The organism is Coprococcus sp. AM14-16, from assembly GCF_003434675.1.
In the GTDB taxonomy this organism is placed as follows: domain Bacteria; phylum Bacillota; class Clostridia; order Lachnospirales; family Lachnospiraceae; genus Coprococcus; species Coprococcus aceti.
Window position 1 is genome coordinate 279,219 of sequence record NZ_QTLL01000003.1, and the last position, 17,196, is coordinate 296,414.

11 protein-coding genes are annotated in these 17,196 nt (G+C 44.7%); 2 read left to right on the forward strand and 9 right to left on the reverse strand.

Translation table 11 applies throughout. The features are described from left to right. Positions 1–71: 71 nt before the first annotated feature. Together DW159_RS11610 and DW159_RS11615 are read right to left on the reverse strand one after the other, a co-directional pair. Positions 72–2,162: a fibronectin type III domain-containing protein gene (locus tag DW159_RS11610; protein WP_117550924.1), complete on the reverse strand. Its 2,091-nt coding sequence runs from the start codon at positions 2,160–2,162 to the stop codon at positions 72–74. 33 nt (positions 2,163–2,195) lie between these two features. After that, positions 2,196–5,345 (reverse strand): transglutaminase domain-containing protein, encoded by a 3,150-nt coding sequence (locus DW159_RS11615; RefSeq protein WP_117550926.1) that lies wholly within the window; start codon positions 5,343–5,345, stop codon positions 2,196–2,198. A 416-nt stretch (positions 5,346–5,761) separates the two neighbouring features. Here DW159_RS11615 and DW159_RS11620 point away from each other — a divergent pair, with 416 nt between their 5' ends. Continuing rightward, a complete protein-coding gene (locus tag DW159_RS11620) occupies positions 5,762–7,804 on the forward strand; it encodes a beta-galactosidase (protein WP_117550928.1) in 2,043 nt (680 codons plus the stop codon). Between the two features lie 286 nt (positions 7,805–8,090). Here DW159_RS11620 and pap read toward each other — a convergent pair whose 3' ends face one another. The 4 genes from pap to DW159_RS11640 form a co-directional block, all read right to left on the reverse strand. Then, a complete protein-coding gene (gene pap / locus DW159_RS11625) occupies positions 8,091–9,572 on the reverse strand; it encodes a polyphosphate:AMP phosphotransferase (RefSeq protein ID WP_117550930.1) in 1,482 nt (493 codons plus the stop codon). A gap of 666 nt (positions 9,573–10,238) precedes the next feature. After that, positions 10,239–10,955: a hypothetical protein gene (locus DW159_RS11630; protein ID WP_117550932.1), complete on the reverse strand. Its 717-nt coding sequence runs from the start codon at positions 10,953–10,955 to the stop codon at positions 10,239–10,241. Continuing rightward, positions 10,955–12,325, reverse strand: coding sequence for a Mur ligase family protein (locus DW159_RS11635; protein ID WP_022215873.1), 1,371 nt, complete (start codon positions 12,323–12,325; stop codon positions 10,955–10,957). Before DW159_RS11635 ends, DW159_RS11630 begins: the two co-directional genes overlap by 1 nt. A gap of 91 nt (positions 12,326–12,416) precedes the next feature. Then, positions 12,417–13,178, reverse strand: a complete 762-nt coding sequence (locus tag DW159_RS11640) for a helix-turn-helix transcriptional regulator (RefSeq protein WP_117550934.1) — start codon at positions 13,176–13,178, stop codon at positions 12,417–12,419. A 180-nt stretch (positions 13,179–13,358) separates the two neighbouring features. Between DW159_RS11640 and DW159_RS11645 the strand changes: the two genes are divergently transcribed. Beyond that, a complete protein-coding gene (locus tag DW159_RS11645; RefSeq protein ID WP_117550936.1) occupies positions 13,359–14,390 on the forward strand; it encodes a glycoside hydrolase family 5 protein in 1,032 nt (343 codons plus the stop codon). Between the two features lie 82 nt (positions 14,391–14,472). Here the strand turns inward: DW159_RS11645 and rlmD are convergent, their stop codons facing one another. The 3 genes from rlmD to DW159_RS11660 form a co-directional block, all read right to left on the reverse strand. After that, a complete protein-coding gene (gene rlmD, locus DW159_RS11650) occupies positions 14,473–15,837 on the reverse strand; it encodes a 23S rRNA (uracil(1939)-C(5))-methyltransferase RlmD (protein ID WP_117550938.1) in 1,365 nt (454 codons plus the stop codon). Positions 15,838–15,848: 11 nt separating this feature from the next. Continuing rightward, complete coding sequence (locus tag DW159_RS11655; RefSeq protein ID WP_055147481.1) at positions 15,849–16,391, reverse strand: prolyl-tRNA synthetase associated domain-containing protein; 543 nt, start codon at positions 16,389–16,391, stop codon at positions 15,849–15,851. 143 nt (positions 16,392–16,534) lie between these two features. Beyond that, positions 16,535–17,035, reverse strand: a complete 501-nt coding sequence (locus DW159_RS11660) for a low molecular weight protein-tyrosine-phosphatase (RefSeq protein ID WP_117550940.1) — start codon at positions 17,033–17,035, stop codon at positions 16,535–16,537. Positions 17,036–17,196: the final 161 nt, after the last annotated feature.

The window sequence follows — 17,196 nt, forward strand, 5'->3', positions numbered from 1 at the left end:
AACAAAAGCAAAAATACCATGTACAGGCGAAATGCTGTACATGGTATTTTTTTACGCGCTCTATTTACTTTTTATCTGTACTTGACACTAGCCTTCTTGTAAGTTCCTGCCGTCTTTCCTTTGTATGGTTTTACAAAGTATGTGTACTTTGTTCCTGACTTCACACGGCGGTCAAGATATGTTGTGGTCTTTGCTTTCACAACCTTCACACATTTGAATCTGCCGCTGCCTGTCTTTTTGTATATCTTATAGCCGGCGGCTCCCTTTGTCTTCTTCCAGGAGACTCTTACTCCCTGTGAGGTATTCTTTGCTCTTGCGGTCGTGCAGCCTATATAATACTGGCTCTTTGCCTTGGAGCCGCCCTTTGTATAGCTGTTGTATGCCGATACTCTGTATGTGTAGGTCTTTCCTCCTACAACAGATCTGTCTACCATTGATCTCACAGAGCTTCCCTTCACTGTCTTTATAAGTCTGTATGCACCCTTGCCTGTGCGTCTGTATACCTTATAACCGGTGGCTCTTGAATCGGTATTCCAGGTGAGGCTTATTCCCTTACCTGTATTCTTCGTTTTGACCGTCACCGTCGCAAGCTTCAATTTGTCAAGTGTGACATTCTTGGTATATCCGCAGTTGCTGCATTTGTACTTCTGCGATCCCTGGGATGTGAATGTCGGCTGTTTTGTAACCTCTCCCGCCTGCCATTTGTGGCTCATACATGCTCCGAGATAATAAGCGTCCTTTCTTGTACAGGATGGAGTGTCGGAAACCCAGATCACAACATCATTTCCGTAATATCCCATTCCATATATGTTTACACCTGATACATACTTCTGTCTTATGTCATATATAGCCCACGCCTTGCGCTCATTTACCTCAAGATCTATCCATGCAACATATCTCGATGTGCAGAAATAGAGCTTTTCCTGTGCAAGGAACAGTGTTCCATACTGTTTGTTAAGTGTCGTACCATCTGTATCCAGCCATTCATCCTGCCCGGTAAATATCGTTGTATTTACACCGTTGCTGAAGCTGTACTTGTTTATCTGATAGTATGATGACTGGCTGCCCTGCTTTATGCTGTACCAGTAGCCCTTTCTATAAAAGATGACCTTCTCAACGCCATTCCAGAACTGGCCTTTTTCATATCGCTTATCCGTGGCATTGCTGTATGTTCCCTTCCATACATTTCCCACCTTTGTGTCATATCTGCCAAGATAATAATCGCTGCTGGCGGCCTTAGTCTTACTGTTCAAGGTGTCAAAGCTTACAAGGAAATAATCATGCATCGACCTTCCCGGTATATCACTTGCGGGATCATCCCAGGTTGCGTCAACGTGATACCACTTTCCACCTATATTTACAACATTCCACGCATGGTTTACATACTGGCTTGTGGCAACTCCACTCGGAACCCCGGCTTTCCTGAGGAAATACCACATGGTCTCCGCATATCCCTGACACACGCTGCTCCTCTTAACCAATACACCATACATATCATACATGTGGTCTCTTCCGGTTGTTGGATCAAATTCCTTAGCCCCGCTGGTGTCATATGCAACTGTGGATGTCAGGAACTCATGATATGCAAGCACGATCTCTGCCGGCTTCATGTTCTTTGTATTTATCTGCTTGTTCACTTCCGCTATGGCTGCATCCAACTGCTTCTTTTCGGTTCGGGCATTTGGCTTGTATGAGAACTTCAGATACACGACCTTTCCTGTGGTCTGGTCATACAGATAACTGTATCTTGCCACATACACGACCTCGGGATGCGCATTCATTGCGGTTGTGACTACATTTGCAACATTTCGTGTGGTCAATCCCCAGCTCTTTACATTGAGTCTCGGTGAAAATTTCTCCACAGCGCCGACAATGGCACTCTCATATTTCTTTGAATTTGCCGCTGCCAGTGACGCTTCCGATGAATCCGATGCTTCATCTTCTATTATCTGTCCGCCAAATTGCAGGATGCCTGAAGTATCGCCCTCCTGCTCAAGCAACTGACCATAGCTGCTCTGTGATGAGTCATACTGTTCCTGAGTATCTTCCGCAAATGCTGGTATTTTTCCGCCGTACAGCACACACGCAGCGATGACGCCCACCACAAATATCATCCTGATACGCCGCACAGCTTCTGTGAGTCTTACATTTTCATATTTCATTCTTTTTCTCCCTTATAATTACGCAGTAAGCATCTACCTTTTTATTCTCTTCTGCGGTGACGCTGCACTGTATGTCTTATTATTCACTGCCTTCACAATGTAATAATAAGTCTGACCTTTCTTTGCCGTTTTGTCTGTCCAACTGAGAGTTTTCGCTGTTGCAGTCTTGACTGCCCTGTATTTGCCTGTTGGTGTCTTTCTATACACAATGTATTTTTTTGCACCGGCAGACTTTTTCCAGGAAAGTTTCACTCCCTGTGCTGACTTCCTGACCGTGACAACCGGAGCCTTGATGTAGAGAATACTTGCCTCTGTATATCCACTGAGTACATTTCCATTATATGCCTTTACACAGTAGTAATACCTGTTTCCTGACTTGACTGTCTTGTCTACATAGCTTGTCGTTCCCGACTTGACTGTCTTTATACATACATATCTTCCCTTGGCGGTTCTCCTGTATATCTTGTAGCCTGACGCCCCGGCAGATCTGTTCCAGGTAAGTTTTACCGCTGAGGTCTGCTGTGCGGCCTTTACTGTTACCTTTGTGAGCTTCAGCTTTGCAATTGTGACCTGCTTTGCTGCGCCACATGTCTTGCACGTATATTTCCTGACTCCTGTAGCTGTATATGTAGCTTTCTTAGTAACCGTTCCATTATCCCATGCATGGATCGTACATACAAGCTTGGCTATAGTCTCGGTCTTTGTCTCGCCACAGTTTGTACAGGTGTACTTTCTTGTTCCCTCTGTCTTGTATGTTGGCTGTTTTGTCACTACTCCGGCATCCCATGCATGATTTGTACATACAAGCCTGGCTATAGTCTCAGTCTTTGTCTCGCCACAGTTTGTACAGGTATACTTCCTGGTTCCCTCTGTCTTGTATGTTGGCTGTTTTGTCACTTCTCCGGCATCCCATGCATGCTCGGTGCACACCAGTTTGTCCACAAGCTCTGTCTTTGTCTCGCCACAGTTTGTACAGGTGTACTTCCTGGTTCCCTCTGTCTTGTATGTTGGCTGTATTGTCACTACCCCGGCATCCCATGCATGCTTTGTACATACAAGCCTGGCTATAGTCTCAGTCTTTGTCTCGCCACAGTTCTCACATGTATATTTCTTTGTACCTGTGTTTGTATACGTAGGTGCTGTTACAATTACTCCGGCATCCCATGCATGGTTTGTGCAACCAATTTTCCCGATTATGTCTGTCTTTGTCTCGCCACAGTTCTCACATGTATATTTCTTTGTACCTGTGCTTGTATACGTAGGTGCTGTTACTACTACTCCGGCATCCCATACATGCTCGGTGCATACAAGCTTAGCTATGGTCTCTATCTTTGTCTCGCCACAGTTCTCACATGTATATTTCTTTGTACCTGTGCTTGTATACGTAGGTGCTGTTACTACTACTCCGGCATCCCATACATGCTCGGTGCATACAAGCTTAGCTATCGTTTCGGTCTTGGTTGTTCCGCAATTCTTACACGTATACTTCTTGGTTCCCTCTGTCTTGTATGTCGGCGCTGTCACAACCTTGCCGCTATCCCACACGTGGCTCGTACATACAAGTTTGGCTATCGTTTCGATCTTGGTCTCACCGCAGTTTGTACAGGTGTACTTCTTGGTTCCTGTACTCGTGTAGGTCGGCTCCTTTGTCACCACTCCAGCATCCCACTTGTGGCTTATGCACATCTCGAATGTATACTCGGCATACTCCTTGTTATACTTGCTTGAATTGCTTGAATCCTTAGTTTTCTTTATATTAGGAGAATCTGTAATAAAATACACCAGCTTACCATACTGTTCTCCAAACGCATATAAATTATTTCCTGTTGAACTATTATACTGTGTTCGTATATTTATAAGCTCTGTAGGAGTTACATTTGTCGATGTAACATCTATCTTGTTCAAGCTATCCGGAGTAGTAAAATATAAATTATCACCTCGGAGATATATTGAACTATAAACACCAGGATAATACCCACCACTCGGAGTTGTCCATTTTGCAGTGCCCGAATACAAAACCTTGTTTATGTTAGTCGAATACTGGTACTTATTTATGTTAAATGATGTTTTCGAACTGCCCTCACTTATGCTGTACCAATAACCGTCTTTATAAAAAATAACTTTCGCAATACCATTCCAGAACTTACCACTCTCATAAGTAGTGTCCACCGCTGTCGTATATGTATCTCCCCACTGTGCGCTGACAACCATATCCGTTCTGTCCTTAGTGTGGTTGGTTAGCGTATTCTTATTCATTGTATCAAAGCTGACAAGGAAATAATCATGATATGATCTTCCAGGCATATCCCACACCGGATCGTCCCAGGTTGCATCTATGTGATACCATTTTCCATGTATCTTAACTATGTTCCACGCGTGATTGATATTTTCACTTGATGCGACTGCACATGAAAGGCCAGCCTCTCTTAGCAGATAAAACATAGTCTCAGCATATCCCTGACACACACAACTATGTTTAACCAAAGCTCCATACATATCATACCCGTGATTTGCAGCGATTGTTCCATTGAAATAATCCTCATATGCATATGCAACTGTGGATGTAAGGTACTCATGATATGCAAGTACTATCTCTTCATCGGTCATTCCACTGATATCTATCTTGCTCTTGACTTCCTGAAGTGCAGCATCAAGCTCCTGCTGCTCCTCCTTTGCATTTGTCAAATACGCAAATTCTATTTGGGTGATCGTGGAGCCAGAAGTCCAATATCTATAGCCTCCCGACAGACTGATAAACTCAGGATGAGAATTAATAATAGATCTTACTGCCCCGTTATCAATATCATCGCTCGTAAGACCAAGTCCCGATACATCTATATTCGTCTGCCACGCCTTGATTCCTTCAACAATAAGTTTCTCAAGTGCTGTTGCATCATACGTAGATGCCAGTGCAGCCACACCATGCTGCTGCTCGACGACAACGCCAAGTCCGCCTTTCTGCAAAGTGTCGTCCAGATCATCATATCCTATCGTAACCTGACTCTCATCTGAACTTACCCGAGTCTGATCAGATGCATATGCTTCCACTTTGCCGCCTGTCAATAGCACAACAGCCGCCGAAAATGCCAGGGCACCGATACAGATTTTTCTGCTCAGCCCCCTTAACCACTCAGACCTTATACTGCCTGCCACCGCTCTATATGATTCCCTCTTTTTTATCATAAAACTCCTCCTTAAACGATACGTTCCAACCTTATATTTCCGTTCATCCCTCAATACTTTTATTATATAGTTTTTTGACACTGTTCGATAGCTTTTTACCTCACTTTTGTACATCTTGTAGAAATTGACAAATTGCGCAACTTTGAGCAATTCATGATATCTTAATCACAAGCAATTATATCTCTTATTTCAAGCCGTTTTTCTTAATTATATACAATATTGTTCTTATGAATGGCAGTGTATATATTTTGTGTGTTTTGCACAAATTAAAATGTATTATCAAATTACAATTGAATTATTTGTCTATTTGTGCTACCTTTAAATAGTAAGTTGTGCAACCGCTTGCGCATATATTTTAACTTAGAACAGTTAATATAGAGTACATTACCTTTTATTTACAGGAGGATGACAGATAGATGAACAAAAACAAGCTTTTCCCACAGATAAATGGAATACTACACGGCGGTGATTACAATGCTGAACAATGGCTGGACCGCCCTGATATCCTGGCTAAGGATATCGAGCTGATGAAGGAGGCAGGAATGACTTCCGCTACTCTTGGTGTATTTTCATGGTCAGCATATGAGCCTGTTGAGGGCGAATACCATTTTGACTGGCTGAAGGATGTTATGGACAACCTGTATAATGCAGGCATTTACACCGTTCTTGCCACGCCATCGGGCGGCAAACCGGCATGGATGGCACAGAAGTATCCTGAGATCAGGCGTGTGGATTCCTATGATGTCCGGGAACACCAGGGTGTACGTGAGAACCACTGCATGAGCTCACCTGTATACAGAGAAAAAGTTGACAATATCATCCGTCAGCTCCACGCCCATGTGGGAAACCATCCGGGACTCATCATGTGGCATGTGTCAAATGAGCTTGGTGGCGAGTGCTACTGCCGTCTCTGTGTGAAAAGATTTCAGAATTACCTCGCAGAGAAGTTCGACCACGACATAAACAAGCTGAACAAAGCATGGTGGACCACCTTCTGGAGTCACTCATACAACAGCTTCTCACAGATTGAGCCGCCATACAAAAATGGTGATTTCAGTATCATGGGGCTGAACCTCGAATGGAAGAGATTTACCACATGGAACATGAACGATTACATGAAATCAGAGATAACGCTCCTCCGTGAACTCACCCCTGAAATACCGATAACTACCAACTTTATGCAGCTCTATGACGGTCTCGACTACAGACCGATGGCAAAGGAGCTGGATGTGATCTCATGGGATTCATACCCTAGATTCCACAATGACTACGAGAGTCTTGCGGATGTCATGGGCCAGAATACATTTGACCACGCGGTTATGAGATCCATGAAGAAGGACAAACCTTTCATGCTTATGGAGAGTGCTCCGGGGCTTGTAAACTGGCATCCATACAACAAGCTGAAGAGACCTGGCATACACAGACTGTTCTCATACAACGCAATCGCCTGCGGTTCTGATACAGTCCAGTATTTCCAGTGGAGAAAGGGCAGAGGCTCATTTGAACAGTATCACGGTGCCGTTGTTGACCATCTCGGAACAAATGACACCAGAATATTCAAGGAGGTTGCCGCCCTCGGCGCAGAGCTTGATGGGCTCTCCGAGATAACCGGCACACTCATCAGATCAAAGGTTGCACTGCTGTTCGACTGGGACAATATGTGGGCCATAGATGATGTCAAGGCTCTGGGGCAGGAATCAAAAAAATATCCTGAGACCTGTATGTCTGTATACAAAGAGCTGACAAAGCGCGGCGTTGACGTGGACGTCATTGCATCCGATGAACCACTCGACGATTACGATGTGGTTGTTGCACCTATGCTCTACATGCTGAGAGATGGCGCAGCCGAGTCTCTTGCCGCATTTGTAAAGAGGGGCGGACAGCTTCTATCCACTTACTTTACGGGCTATGTAGACAAGGATCAGCTCTGTATACTCGGTGGATTCCCGGGAAATGGACTTGCAGATGTATTTGGAATCATCAGTGAAGAGATAGACACCCTGTATCCATCTGACAGAAACAGCGTGAGCTTCACAGATGGCAGTTCATGCGAACTCCGTGACTATGCTGAGATCCTGAGAGTCGGAACGGCGGATGTACTTGGAACCTACGATTCTGATTTCTACGCCGGAAATGCAGCAGTGACAGTGAACAGCTACGGCGAGGGCAAGGCCTACTACGTGGCTGCAAGAATAGATTACAGTAAACTCGGTGAGATCATGGAGCAGATGCTGGCAGATGCCGGAATAGCAACCAAATGTCTGCCTGACGGAGTTCAATATCACCGCAGATACGCAGATGACGAAACCTCATATGGTTTCTACCTGAATAATACCGATGAACCTCAGTCCATATCCGATGTTCATGGAACCAATATTCAGACTCAGAATGTAGTTGATGGAGAGCTTGAGTTAACCCCGCTCGGAGTCGCCATCATCAAAGAAAAACAATTAATATAATTATGGTAATGACTTATCTTCCTGTCTTACCCTACAGGAAAATATAGTTTTTATATTTTGCAGTCTGCCTGTTGCTAAAGCCGTACCTCCCTCCTGGATAATATCTGAAATTTATCCTTTGCGGTCATACACGCCAGGCGGAACATATACCTTAAAACCTTTTTAAAAGGCGGTGATACCTTAGTATGGTGTATCACCGCCTCGTGTTTTTTGTACCTTTACTTATATCTGTCACAAATGCGTTATATCATTCTGAGTATCGAGTGATCGCATCCGGCGCCCATCATTAGTTGTCGAGATGCTCCAGCTTATCCTCTATCGCCTTGATAACGATCTTGAGGGCTTTTATTCTGGCATACTTCTTGTCATTTGACTCCAATATGTGCCATGGCGCAAAGCTGGTGTTGGTCTTTTCCAGCATCTCATCCACCGCAGTCTCATAGTCATCCCATTTGTCACGGTTGCGCCAGTCCTCATCTGTGATCTTCCAGCGTTTCTCAGGTGTGTTCTGTCTGAGTGTGAATCTCTCAAGCTGTGTATCCTTGTCGATCTGAACCCAGAATTTGATGACGATCGCACCCCAGTCGTGGAGTTCCTTCTCGAATTCATTTATCTCGTTGTACGCTCTCTGCCAGTCATTTTCCGAACAGAAGCCCTCAAGTCTCTCAACCATGACTCTGCCATACCATGTTCTGTCAAATATCGCCACATGTCCTGACTTAGGAAGTCTTGTCCAGAATCGCCACAGAAAATGCCTTGCTTTCTCATGCGGCTCAGGACTTGCTATAGGATTTACCACATAACCTCTCGCATCAAGTGCCTCCGCTATCCTCTTGATATTTCCACCTTTGCCTGCCGCATCCCAACCTTCGTAGCCTATGATAACAGGTATCCTCTTCTGGTAAAGCTCATTGTGCAGTCTGCCGAGTTTCTTCTGCAGCTTGTCAAGTTCCTCCTTGTACTCCTCATCCGTCAGTTTCTCGTCGAGAGACACCTCGGAAAGTTTCGGGATCTTCTTGAGCGCAAATGTATTCTGCAGTATAGGTACAGCATGCCCCTGATTGAGCAGCGCAGTATCTATTCCCTGATTGATGATATCGAGTATCTGAAGTTCTGCCCATTTTCTCTCCTTTGCATCTATCATGTACCACGGTGCATTTGACAGATTGGTGTCATACATAAAGCTGTCAAATGCCTCAAGATACTCGTCATACTTTTTGTTCTGCTTCAGATCATGCTTAGACACTCTCCAGTTTGTAGTATCATCTTCAAGAAGTGTTTCAAGCCTCTTCTTCTGCTCATGCTTGTCTATCTGGAAGAAAAATTTCATGACCAGATATCCGTTGTCCGCCAGAGTCCTCTCGAATCTCTTGGTGCTGTCAACTCTCTTCCTGTATTCCTTATCTGACAGCTCCCCGGACATCTTGCCACCTACTATGTCCCTCATCCAGCCACCATCCAGAAATGCAAACTCACCCTGTTCCGGTATTCTCGTAAAATACTTGTACAGGAATGGTCTGCGTTTTTCCTCGTCTGTGGAATATTTCACTGACTCAACGTTGAAAAATCTCGGATCCATATTCTTGATGATCCTTCCGACAAGACTTCCCTTACCTGCAGCACCCCAGCCTTCAAATATGACAAATACAGGTATCTTGCCTTCCTTTACCTTGATCTGATTGCGTGTCAGATTCTCTCTGGCGATCTTTAACCGTGCGTCTATCTCCTCATCCGATGGACGCTCCGGCTTGTTCCAGTCCTTTAACATGTAACCCACTGCTCCTTTCACATTGTCTCTTCATTTGTTTTTATGAATAATATACCCCGATTTACAGAAACTAATGCCGCTTCGCATTTACTAATACAAATGCCGCTCCGCGTCGCGCATTTTTCTTCTTGCGATATCATTATACTACCTTCTTTTGGGTTGATACATCTGAAAAAACATTAAGATGTGTGAGGGAAAGCATATTGCAGAGTTAGAACTCATATGCTATAATGTCGGCAGACAAAGATACTAATATTTTCAAGATGTACTAACCCATAGTACAACAAAAACCCCAGTAGCGCCTACTACTGGGGTTTTCTCCGTCTTTCAAAGGCGACGTACTCCTTGGGCTGATTGCCAGCTACCTGTCTCTGTCCAACCACTTGCAAATATAGTATGCTACTATACTAGCCACAACAGAAATTCCAAAAGATACTAATAAACTCAACAAGACATACGCCCCCTTTCCTAGCCTGTCTAGGGGTGGCAACATCTGTATTGTGACATATTATCTTTTTCTTTTCAATAGGTTTACATAACTATACAAAATGTATAGTTTTATACATTACTACATATAAAATCCCCGGCAGCATACTGACATGTGTCCTGGATTTCAGGTATATATCAAAGGCCACCGGGGCTTAATTATCACTATAATTTTCTATATTATGACAGCTCCAGATCAGGCTTGCCATACTCAGCAAGCTTCACATCATATGCCTTGCGCATAGCTGCCTCAAATGGTATCTCTTTCATAGGAGCATCCAGTTTTTCCAACAGATAATGTACAAAATCAGGATTCTGAATGAGCAGTGGTCCATGAATGTATGTCGCAATTACTCTGTTCTTGCAGATTCCCTCATTCATGGTATCAGGATTGCTGCCCTGTCCGATCTCCACCTTGCAGAATGTCATATCATCAGGTATTCCGTAAGTGTGGGCAAATCGGCTTGTGTATCCGATGAGTGTCATATCGTTGAACTTCGCCTTGATGAGCGTGTTGAAACGATTCGGAGTCTGGCGGACTGAGTACATGCCCGGAACAACGCCAAGTCCTGTAACTCTGGTTCCATCCTCTCTCTTGATATAATCACCAAGGAGTTCCATGGAATTGCCAACCAGAAGGAAAAGCGCCTTTCCATCCTTCATGCATGCTGCGATCTCGTCCTTGTACTGCATCAGTCTGTCAAGCACGAGCTCCTGGCTCTTCTCGCTCATGGAACACATATACACCATGTCTATATTCTCTTTGAGGAAGAGTGGCTTCTCATTAAGTCCTGTTGTCACAAATTCCGCACCCGGCAGACATTTCTGCAGGTACATTGTATTTCCTTTGTCACCGTAGAGTGTACATATTTCCGGATATAAAATCTCAATCTTCATTATTTGTCACCCTCCAGTCTCTTGATTATCTTCTTCTTCATCTCACATGACATTCCGTAATTCTCACAGTCGTACAGGATGTATATTCTGTCAACACCATCTATAGTCACATCATCTGCCGCAGCGACCTCGCTGAGATTTGTGAGTATCTTCTCCTCAGGGATACCAGCCAGTAAGCATCTCACCTTGTGGTCGTAGCATCTAGGTCCTGTGCAGATGACCTGTACAACATCATCCCTGTTGAACTGCTCATACTCCAGATCGTATATCCAGCCTGAGAACTCTATACTCTTCTGTCTGTCCTCAAGATCGTCCATCGCAAGGAGGATAGCCTTCTTGCCCTCCTCATTTGCCACATACTCAAATGTTCTGGATGAAGAAACCGCACTCTGTCCCTTTGAGAGCGCCTGGATTACTGTAACACCATTCACTGTGGTCTCGTTGTGGCGGGAATCCGGTATATGGATCTGACCCATGAGTTCCTTGATTCTCTCAGCCGAGAGACCGATTTCGCGCAGTGCCGAGATAACTGTAACTTCATTATATATATTGAAGAGAGCTGTATGGATCAGCGGATAAACTGTCTTCTTGTCTCCCTCCTGTATAGTAATTGTCATCTTCTCTCTGTCTATGTCGGTTGCCAGATACTTCTTGTCTGGTGAGTGAAGTCCACACTTCGGGCATACCACATCGCCGATGTGATGATATCTGAGGTAATTGTACTTCAGCTTCTCGCCGCAGTTAGGGCAGATCTGGTAATCCGCGATAAGGTTGTATGGCTCGGTCTTGTCATCAGGCTGCTTGCCGATTCCATAGAACACTCTGTAGCTGTCTTTCTTCAACATGCTTGAGCAAAGCTCGTCCGCATTCAGGATAACCTTTGCAGAATCAGGGCAGTAGGTATCTATGACACTGAAAATATAGTCAGGGTGAGCATTTCTCTTGAGTGAATCTCTGAAAAGTCCTGTTACAACAAGATAATCCGGCTTCACATATGGAAGTATCAGCCTTGAAGCACGCTCGTCCACCTCAAATACAGTGGCATCCACTCTGACCTTTCCCGTAAATGTAAGGCTGTTGATGACATTTGTCGTACAGCCAGGGACGATATTGGAACCTGTTCTGTTGCTGACAACTCTTCTTCCATCCTTCTCCAGAACATCAGTTATCAGGTTACTACAGGTGGTCTTACCATTTGTTCCTGTGACACATATCGTAAGCGGTGCCTTGGGCGCCTGTGCCAGGAAATCCGGACATATCTTCAGGGCGATAACTCCAGGTGTATGCGTACCGTTCCTACCCAGGAGCTGGATGAGTCCCTTGCTCAGTTTGGCGGCTGCGAGAGCCACATGAAATCTAAAAGATGACATAGCTATTCATTCTCCTTATATATACAAATAAAACTCATGTAATTCTACAACCTTTGACAGATGTTGTCAATTATACCAGCACATAACAAGACTATGATTTCGCCTCTTTCCAGTGTTTCCTGTAATTTATCCTGCGATATGAATTCGGAGTCGCTCCATATTTTGTCTTGAAGCATTTTGCAAAATAGCTTCCGCTGGCAAATGCCAGATACTGCGATATCTCCGTACAGGAAAAATCTGAATACAGGAGCATATTTCTGGCAGTCTGAAGCTTCTTCTCCATGATGTAATCTGAGATTGTCTGACCGACCTCCTTATGAAATAGTTTGCTCAGATAAGAGCGTTCCACTCCCACAAATTCTGCCACTTCCCGCACATCTATCCGCTCATGCAAATGGTCATATACGTAATCCATAGCCTTGACACAGTGTGGCGATATGACTGTTTTCTTCTTCACCCGGCGCATCCTTTTGGCATAATCCATGATTATCTGATTATGTATCTCTATGACCTGCTGCGTGGTCTGTGCTTTGTCCAGCTTATTAATATAGAAGTCACTGAGATTGTAGCTTTCCATCTCCTCCATGCCCTCTTCTATGCAAAATCTGGATATCATCGCCACAAGCACGATCTCGTGATATCTTCTGTTTCGGACTTTATCCTCCGACAATATTCCCCTGGCTGCCAGAACCTCGGCATCCTCCTCTCCTGCGAGGAGCATACCCGACAGTGCCTTCACATTGCCACTGCTGACAAGCTGATAGAAGTCAAGTTCACTGTCGTATGTCGGGTGCGCCAGTCCGTATTCTCTCTGTACAAACTGCTGTTTTACGATCTCGTTCGATATATTCATGGTCCATCCTCCTTTCTATTATATTACTATAGCATAATTATTATATTAATGACACATTTGTTGTATTTGCATAAAGCTGCAAATGCTACTATAAAGTCACAGAAAACGAAACTGATAAGCACTCCCGAACGGCAAATGAGTGCAATATATATTTTATTATTTCACAGGAGGTTAAAGATTATGAGAACTTTAGACGGATTCAAAAAAGGCGTAAACTTAGGTGGATGGCTTTCACAGGGACCACTTGACAAGGAGCATCTTGACACATTTATCACAGAAAAAGATATTGCAAGAATAGCATCATGGGGACTTGACCATGTTCGTCTTCCTATCGATTACGATAATTTTGAAAACGAGGACGGAAGTGATAAGGAATACGGCTACGCTTACATCGATTCATGCATTGAGTGGTGCAGAAAATACAACCTCAATATGGTTCTTGATCTGCACAAGACATATGGATATATATTTGACGATGAGGCTCATCTTCTTGAATTCTTCCACGAGAAGCCTCTTCAGGAGAGATTCTACGGAATGTGGAGAAAGCTCATAGACAGATATGCAAAGGATGCAGACATAATGATGTTCGAGCCGCTGAACGAGGTCGTAAGTCCGACCGTTGTAAACGAGTGGAACGAAATATCAAGCAAATGCATCGAGATCATCCGTGCGAAAGCACCTACTGCCAAGATCCTGCTCGGTGGGGTTGGCTACAATGCTGTTACATCTATAAAGCTTCTCCCTCATCACAACGATGAGAACATAGTTTACAATTTCCACTGTTACGAGCCAATGGTATTTACCCACCAGTCTGCCTACTGGGTAACAGGTATGCCTTCAGATTTTCATATCGAATATCCGGGGGATTTCAATGACTACATGGAGAAATCCCGCCAGATCGAAGGGTGTATGCATGGGGCCATCACCGAGAGTAGCCTTGGACTTAATTCCATCGGACCTGATTTGTTCGAAAAAATGTTTCTCGACGGCATCAAGGCTGTTGAAGAAAGAGACGGATTTATGTACTGCGGCGAATATGGTGTTATAGATCAGGCACCACTTGACGGAACTCTGAACTGGTACAAAGATATCCATTCTGTATTTGAAAAGTACGGAATAGGCCGCGCCGCATGGAACTACAAAGAAAAAGACTATGGTCTTGAAGGCGAACACTACGCTCCTATCATCGATGAGCTTGTCAAATATATGTAACGTGATTTAATTTACGATAAAACCTTCCATTTTTATAAACGGAGCCGGTTCTCACTCATAGAGAACCGGCTTTTTGTTAATTTTATCCACGATGTACCGCACCCGCCCTTGTGAGGAGCACTACGGTCTCTACCCCGCGGGTAAGCGGGAACATGTCCACAGGTGTCACCTTGATGACCTGGTAACCGTTCTTTGTCATATATTTCAGATCCCGGGCAAGACTCTCAGGACCGCAGGATATATACACAACCCTCTTAGGTCCCAGGGTAATGACCGATGACATAAACTCCTCAGTACTTCCGGATCTCGGAGGATCCATAAATACCACGTCTATGCTGTCCCCCTCCTCAGCAACATCCACCATAAACCTTCCGGCGTCGTTGCTGTAAATGTCAACATTCTGTATCTTGTTCATCCTCACATTCACCCGGGCATCGTGCACGGCAGCCTCATTCAGCTCCACGCCGATGACCTTCTTTGCCCGGTCGCTCGCAGCTATGCCTATGGTTCCTATGCCGCAGTAGGCATCGATAACAGTCTCCTTCTTCTTGAGATCAGCATACTTTATGGCTTTGCCATATAGAACCTCAGTCTGCTCCGGATTGACCTGATAGAAGCTGCCCGGCGATATACGGAAACGCTTTCCGCATAGGATATCCTCTATATAACCTTTGCCGTAAACAACCTGATTTCTGTCGCCTATGACCATGCTGGTGTCCTTCATGTTGATATTCTGGACAATCGTTGTGATCTCCGGATGAGCCGTCACAAGTGCCTTTGCGAGATTCTTCTTGGACGGGAATACCGGCGACGCTGTAACTATGATCACCATGATCTGCCCGGTCTTTCTTCCAACTCTTATCTGCAAATGCCTGATAAGTCCGGTTCCTGTATCCTCGTTGTATATCTGGAGCTTGAACGACTTTATCAGTCCGGCAAATGTTCTGATGATGTCCGCAGCATTCTCATCCTCCACATAACAGTTCTCGACTGGAAGTATATTGTGCGTCCCCTCCTCGTACACCCCGGAAATTATTTCTCCGCTCTTCATTCTCCTGAATGCCGCAGTGACCTTATTCCTGTAGTGATACGGATTCTCCATGCCTATTATCTTGTCCACCGGGCCAAATGCTCCGAGCAGGCCATCTATATATTTCTGTTTCTCGGCGAGCTGCTGCTCGTATGGAATGTCCACATACTGACAGCCACCGCACAGGTGGGATATAGGACATTTGCTGTTCGGGTTGAGCTTATATTGTGATGAGTGTGCCTGTCGCGGTTTTCCCTGTACATTTTTACCTTTGCTTCCTGTTTTTATTTGTTTCTCTCCACCTGTTACATCGTACTTTCTGCTATGTGTCTGTCTTTTTCTTTCGTTTACGCTGCCACTCGTTTTATTGTTATCTTCTCTGCGAGGCTTGCCCCCGTTTCTTCGCTCTGCCATCATTTTTACCACTCCTATTCTCCAGTGAGCGTCACCTTGATCATATCGTGGTGAACCGCCTCAAGAAACTTTCCAAATATATCCTCCGTCCTGACCTTCATACTTGATGTGTTCACACACGGATGGCATCCAAGATACTCGCCCTTCATAACATCCTCGTCAACAAGCAGCTGCACATGATTCTCATGGTCATTCATGAGACCCATGACGCTGACCGCCCCCGGCCTGATATCCAGATACTTCTCCATATCCTCCGGCGATGCAAATGAAAGTCTCGCGCTGCCTATCTGCGATGTGATCTCCTTTGTCTTGAACGGCTTGTCGCCCGGCATCATGAGCAGATAGAACTGTGTCTTCTGCCTGTTGCACAGAAACAGATTCTTACAAATGGTTGCCCCAAGCACCGCATCTATCTCGCTGCAAACCTCCATTGTGTCTGCTGGAGCATGATCTGTGCGCCAATACTCTATGCCGTGATCATCAAGGAAATCATAAACTCTGATCTCCCTCTCAAGTCGTCCTTCATTTGTATCCGGTCTGCCTTTGTATAATTCCATTTGTATGCCCTCCGTTGGTGGTTTATATATTTTCTCTCATGCATTTACGCGTAAATCATATCACGTTTCTTGTGGTGTTGCTATATAAAACAAGCAATATAAAATCAATATAAAACCATGCCTTCGAGAGTGTAAACACATATCTACAACCTATTGCCTTGCCTGAGATAATCAAGAAAGCCCTCACATCCCTGACACACATCCCTGTATGTCTCATCAAATCGTCCCGTATACCACGGATCAGCTATAGACTGTCCATGCCTTCCCGCGTAATCGAGCAGCAAATGTATCTTGTCCTGGCAGTCCGGACCGGTTATGCGCATTGTGTTCCTCACATTTGCTGTATCTGCACAGAGAAGATAGTCATAATATTCATAATCCTGCTTTGTGACCTGTCTTGCCTGCTTGCCACTAAAGTCTGTATAAGCCGTCTTACCTATGCCATGTGCCCTCAGCACTTTCTTCGCCGGTAGATATATCGGATTGCCTTTTCCGCCCCAGATCTCCTCAGTGCTGGTGGCCGCAGAGGCTATATCAAATTTATCTGCTATGCCGAGCTTTTCTACCATGTCCTTGAGGACGAACTCGGAGATGGGGGAACGGCAGATGTTGCCGTGGCAGATGAAGAGCACGCGAATACTCATGTTTTTTCCTCCTAAAAAGCCTTATTTTGCCGTAATTTGCCGTGTTTTGCCACTTTCAAAAATGTACAAGGTATTGTTACAATGCCAAGCGACATTGATTTTTCGTACATATCTTGACATATCGTGGCAATATAAGGCAAATCGATACACTTATTCGTAGT

Bases quoted from the DNA above. Each gene is read 5' to 3' on its own strand.
- DW159_RS11610 (WP_117550924.1), bottom strand. From the start codon at position 2,162: ATGAAATATGAAAATGTAAGACTCACAGAAGCTGTGCGGCGTATCAGG.
- DW159_RS11615 (WP_117550926.1), bottom strand. From the start codon at position 5,345: ATGATAAAAAAGAGGGAATCATATAGAGCGGTGGCAGGCAGTATAAGG.
- DW159_RS11620 (WP_117550928.1), top strand. From the start codon at position 5,762: ATGAACAAAAACAAGCTTTTCCCACAGATAAATGGAATACTACACGGC.
- pap (WP_117550930.1), bottom strand. From the start codon at position 9,572: ATGTTAAAGGACTGGAACAAGCCGGAGCGTCCATCGGATGAGGAGATA.
- DW159_RS11630 (WP_117550932.1), bottom strand. From the start codon at position 10,955: ATGAAGATTGAGATTTTATATCCGGAAATATGTACACTCTACGGTGAC.
- DW159_RS11635 (WP_022215873.1), bottom strand. From the start codon at position 12,325: ATGTCATCTTTTAGATTTCATGTGGCTCTCGCAGCCGCCAAACTGAGC.
- DW159_RS11640 (WP_117550934.1), bottom strand. From the start codon at position 13,178: ATGAATATATCGAACGAGATCGTAAAACAGCAGTTTGTACAGAGAGAA.
- DW159_RS11645 (WP_117550936.1), top strand. From the start codon at position 13,359: ATGAGAACTTTAGACGGATTCAAAAAAGGCGTAAACTTAGGTGGATGG.
- rlmD (WP_117550938.1), bottom strand. From the start codon at position 15,837: ATGATGGCAGAGCGAAGAAACGGGGGCAAGCCTCGCAGAGAAGATAAC.
- DW159_RS11655 (WP_055147481.1), bottom strand. From the start codon at position 16,391: ATGGAATTATACAAAGGCAGACCGGATACAAATGAAGGACGACTTGAG.
- DW159_RS11660 (WP_117550940.1), bottom strand. From the start codon at position 17,035: ATGAGTATTCGCGTGCTCTTCATCTGCCACGGCAACATCTGCCGTTCC.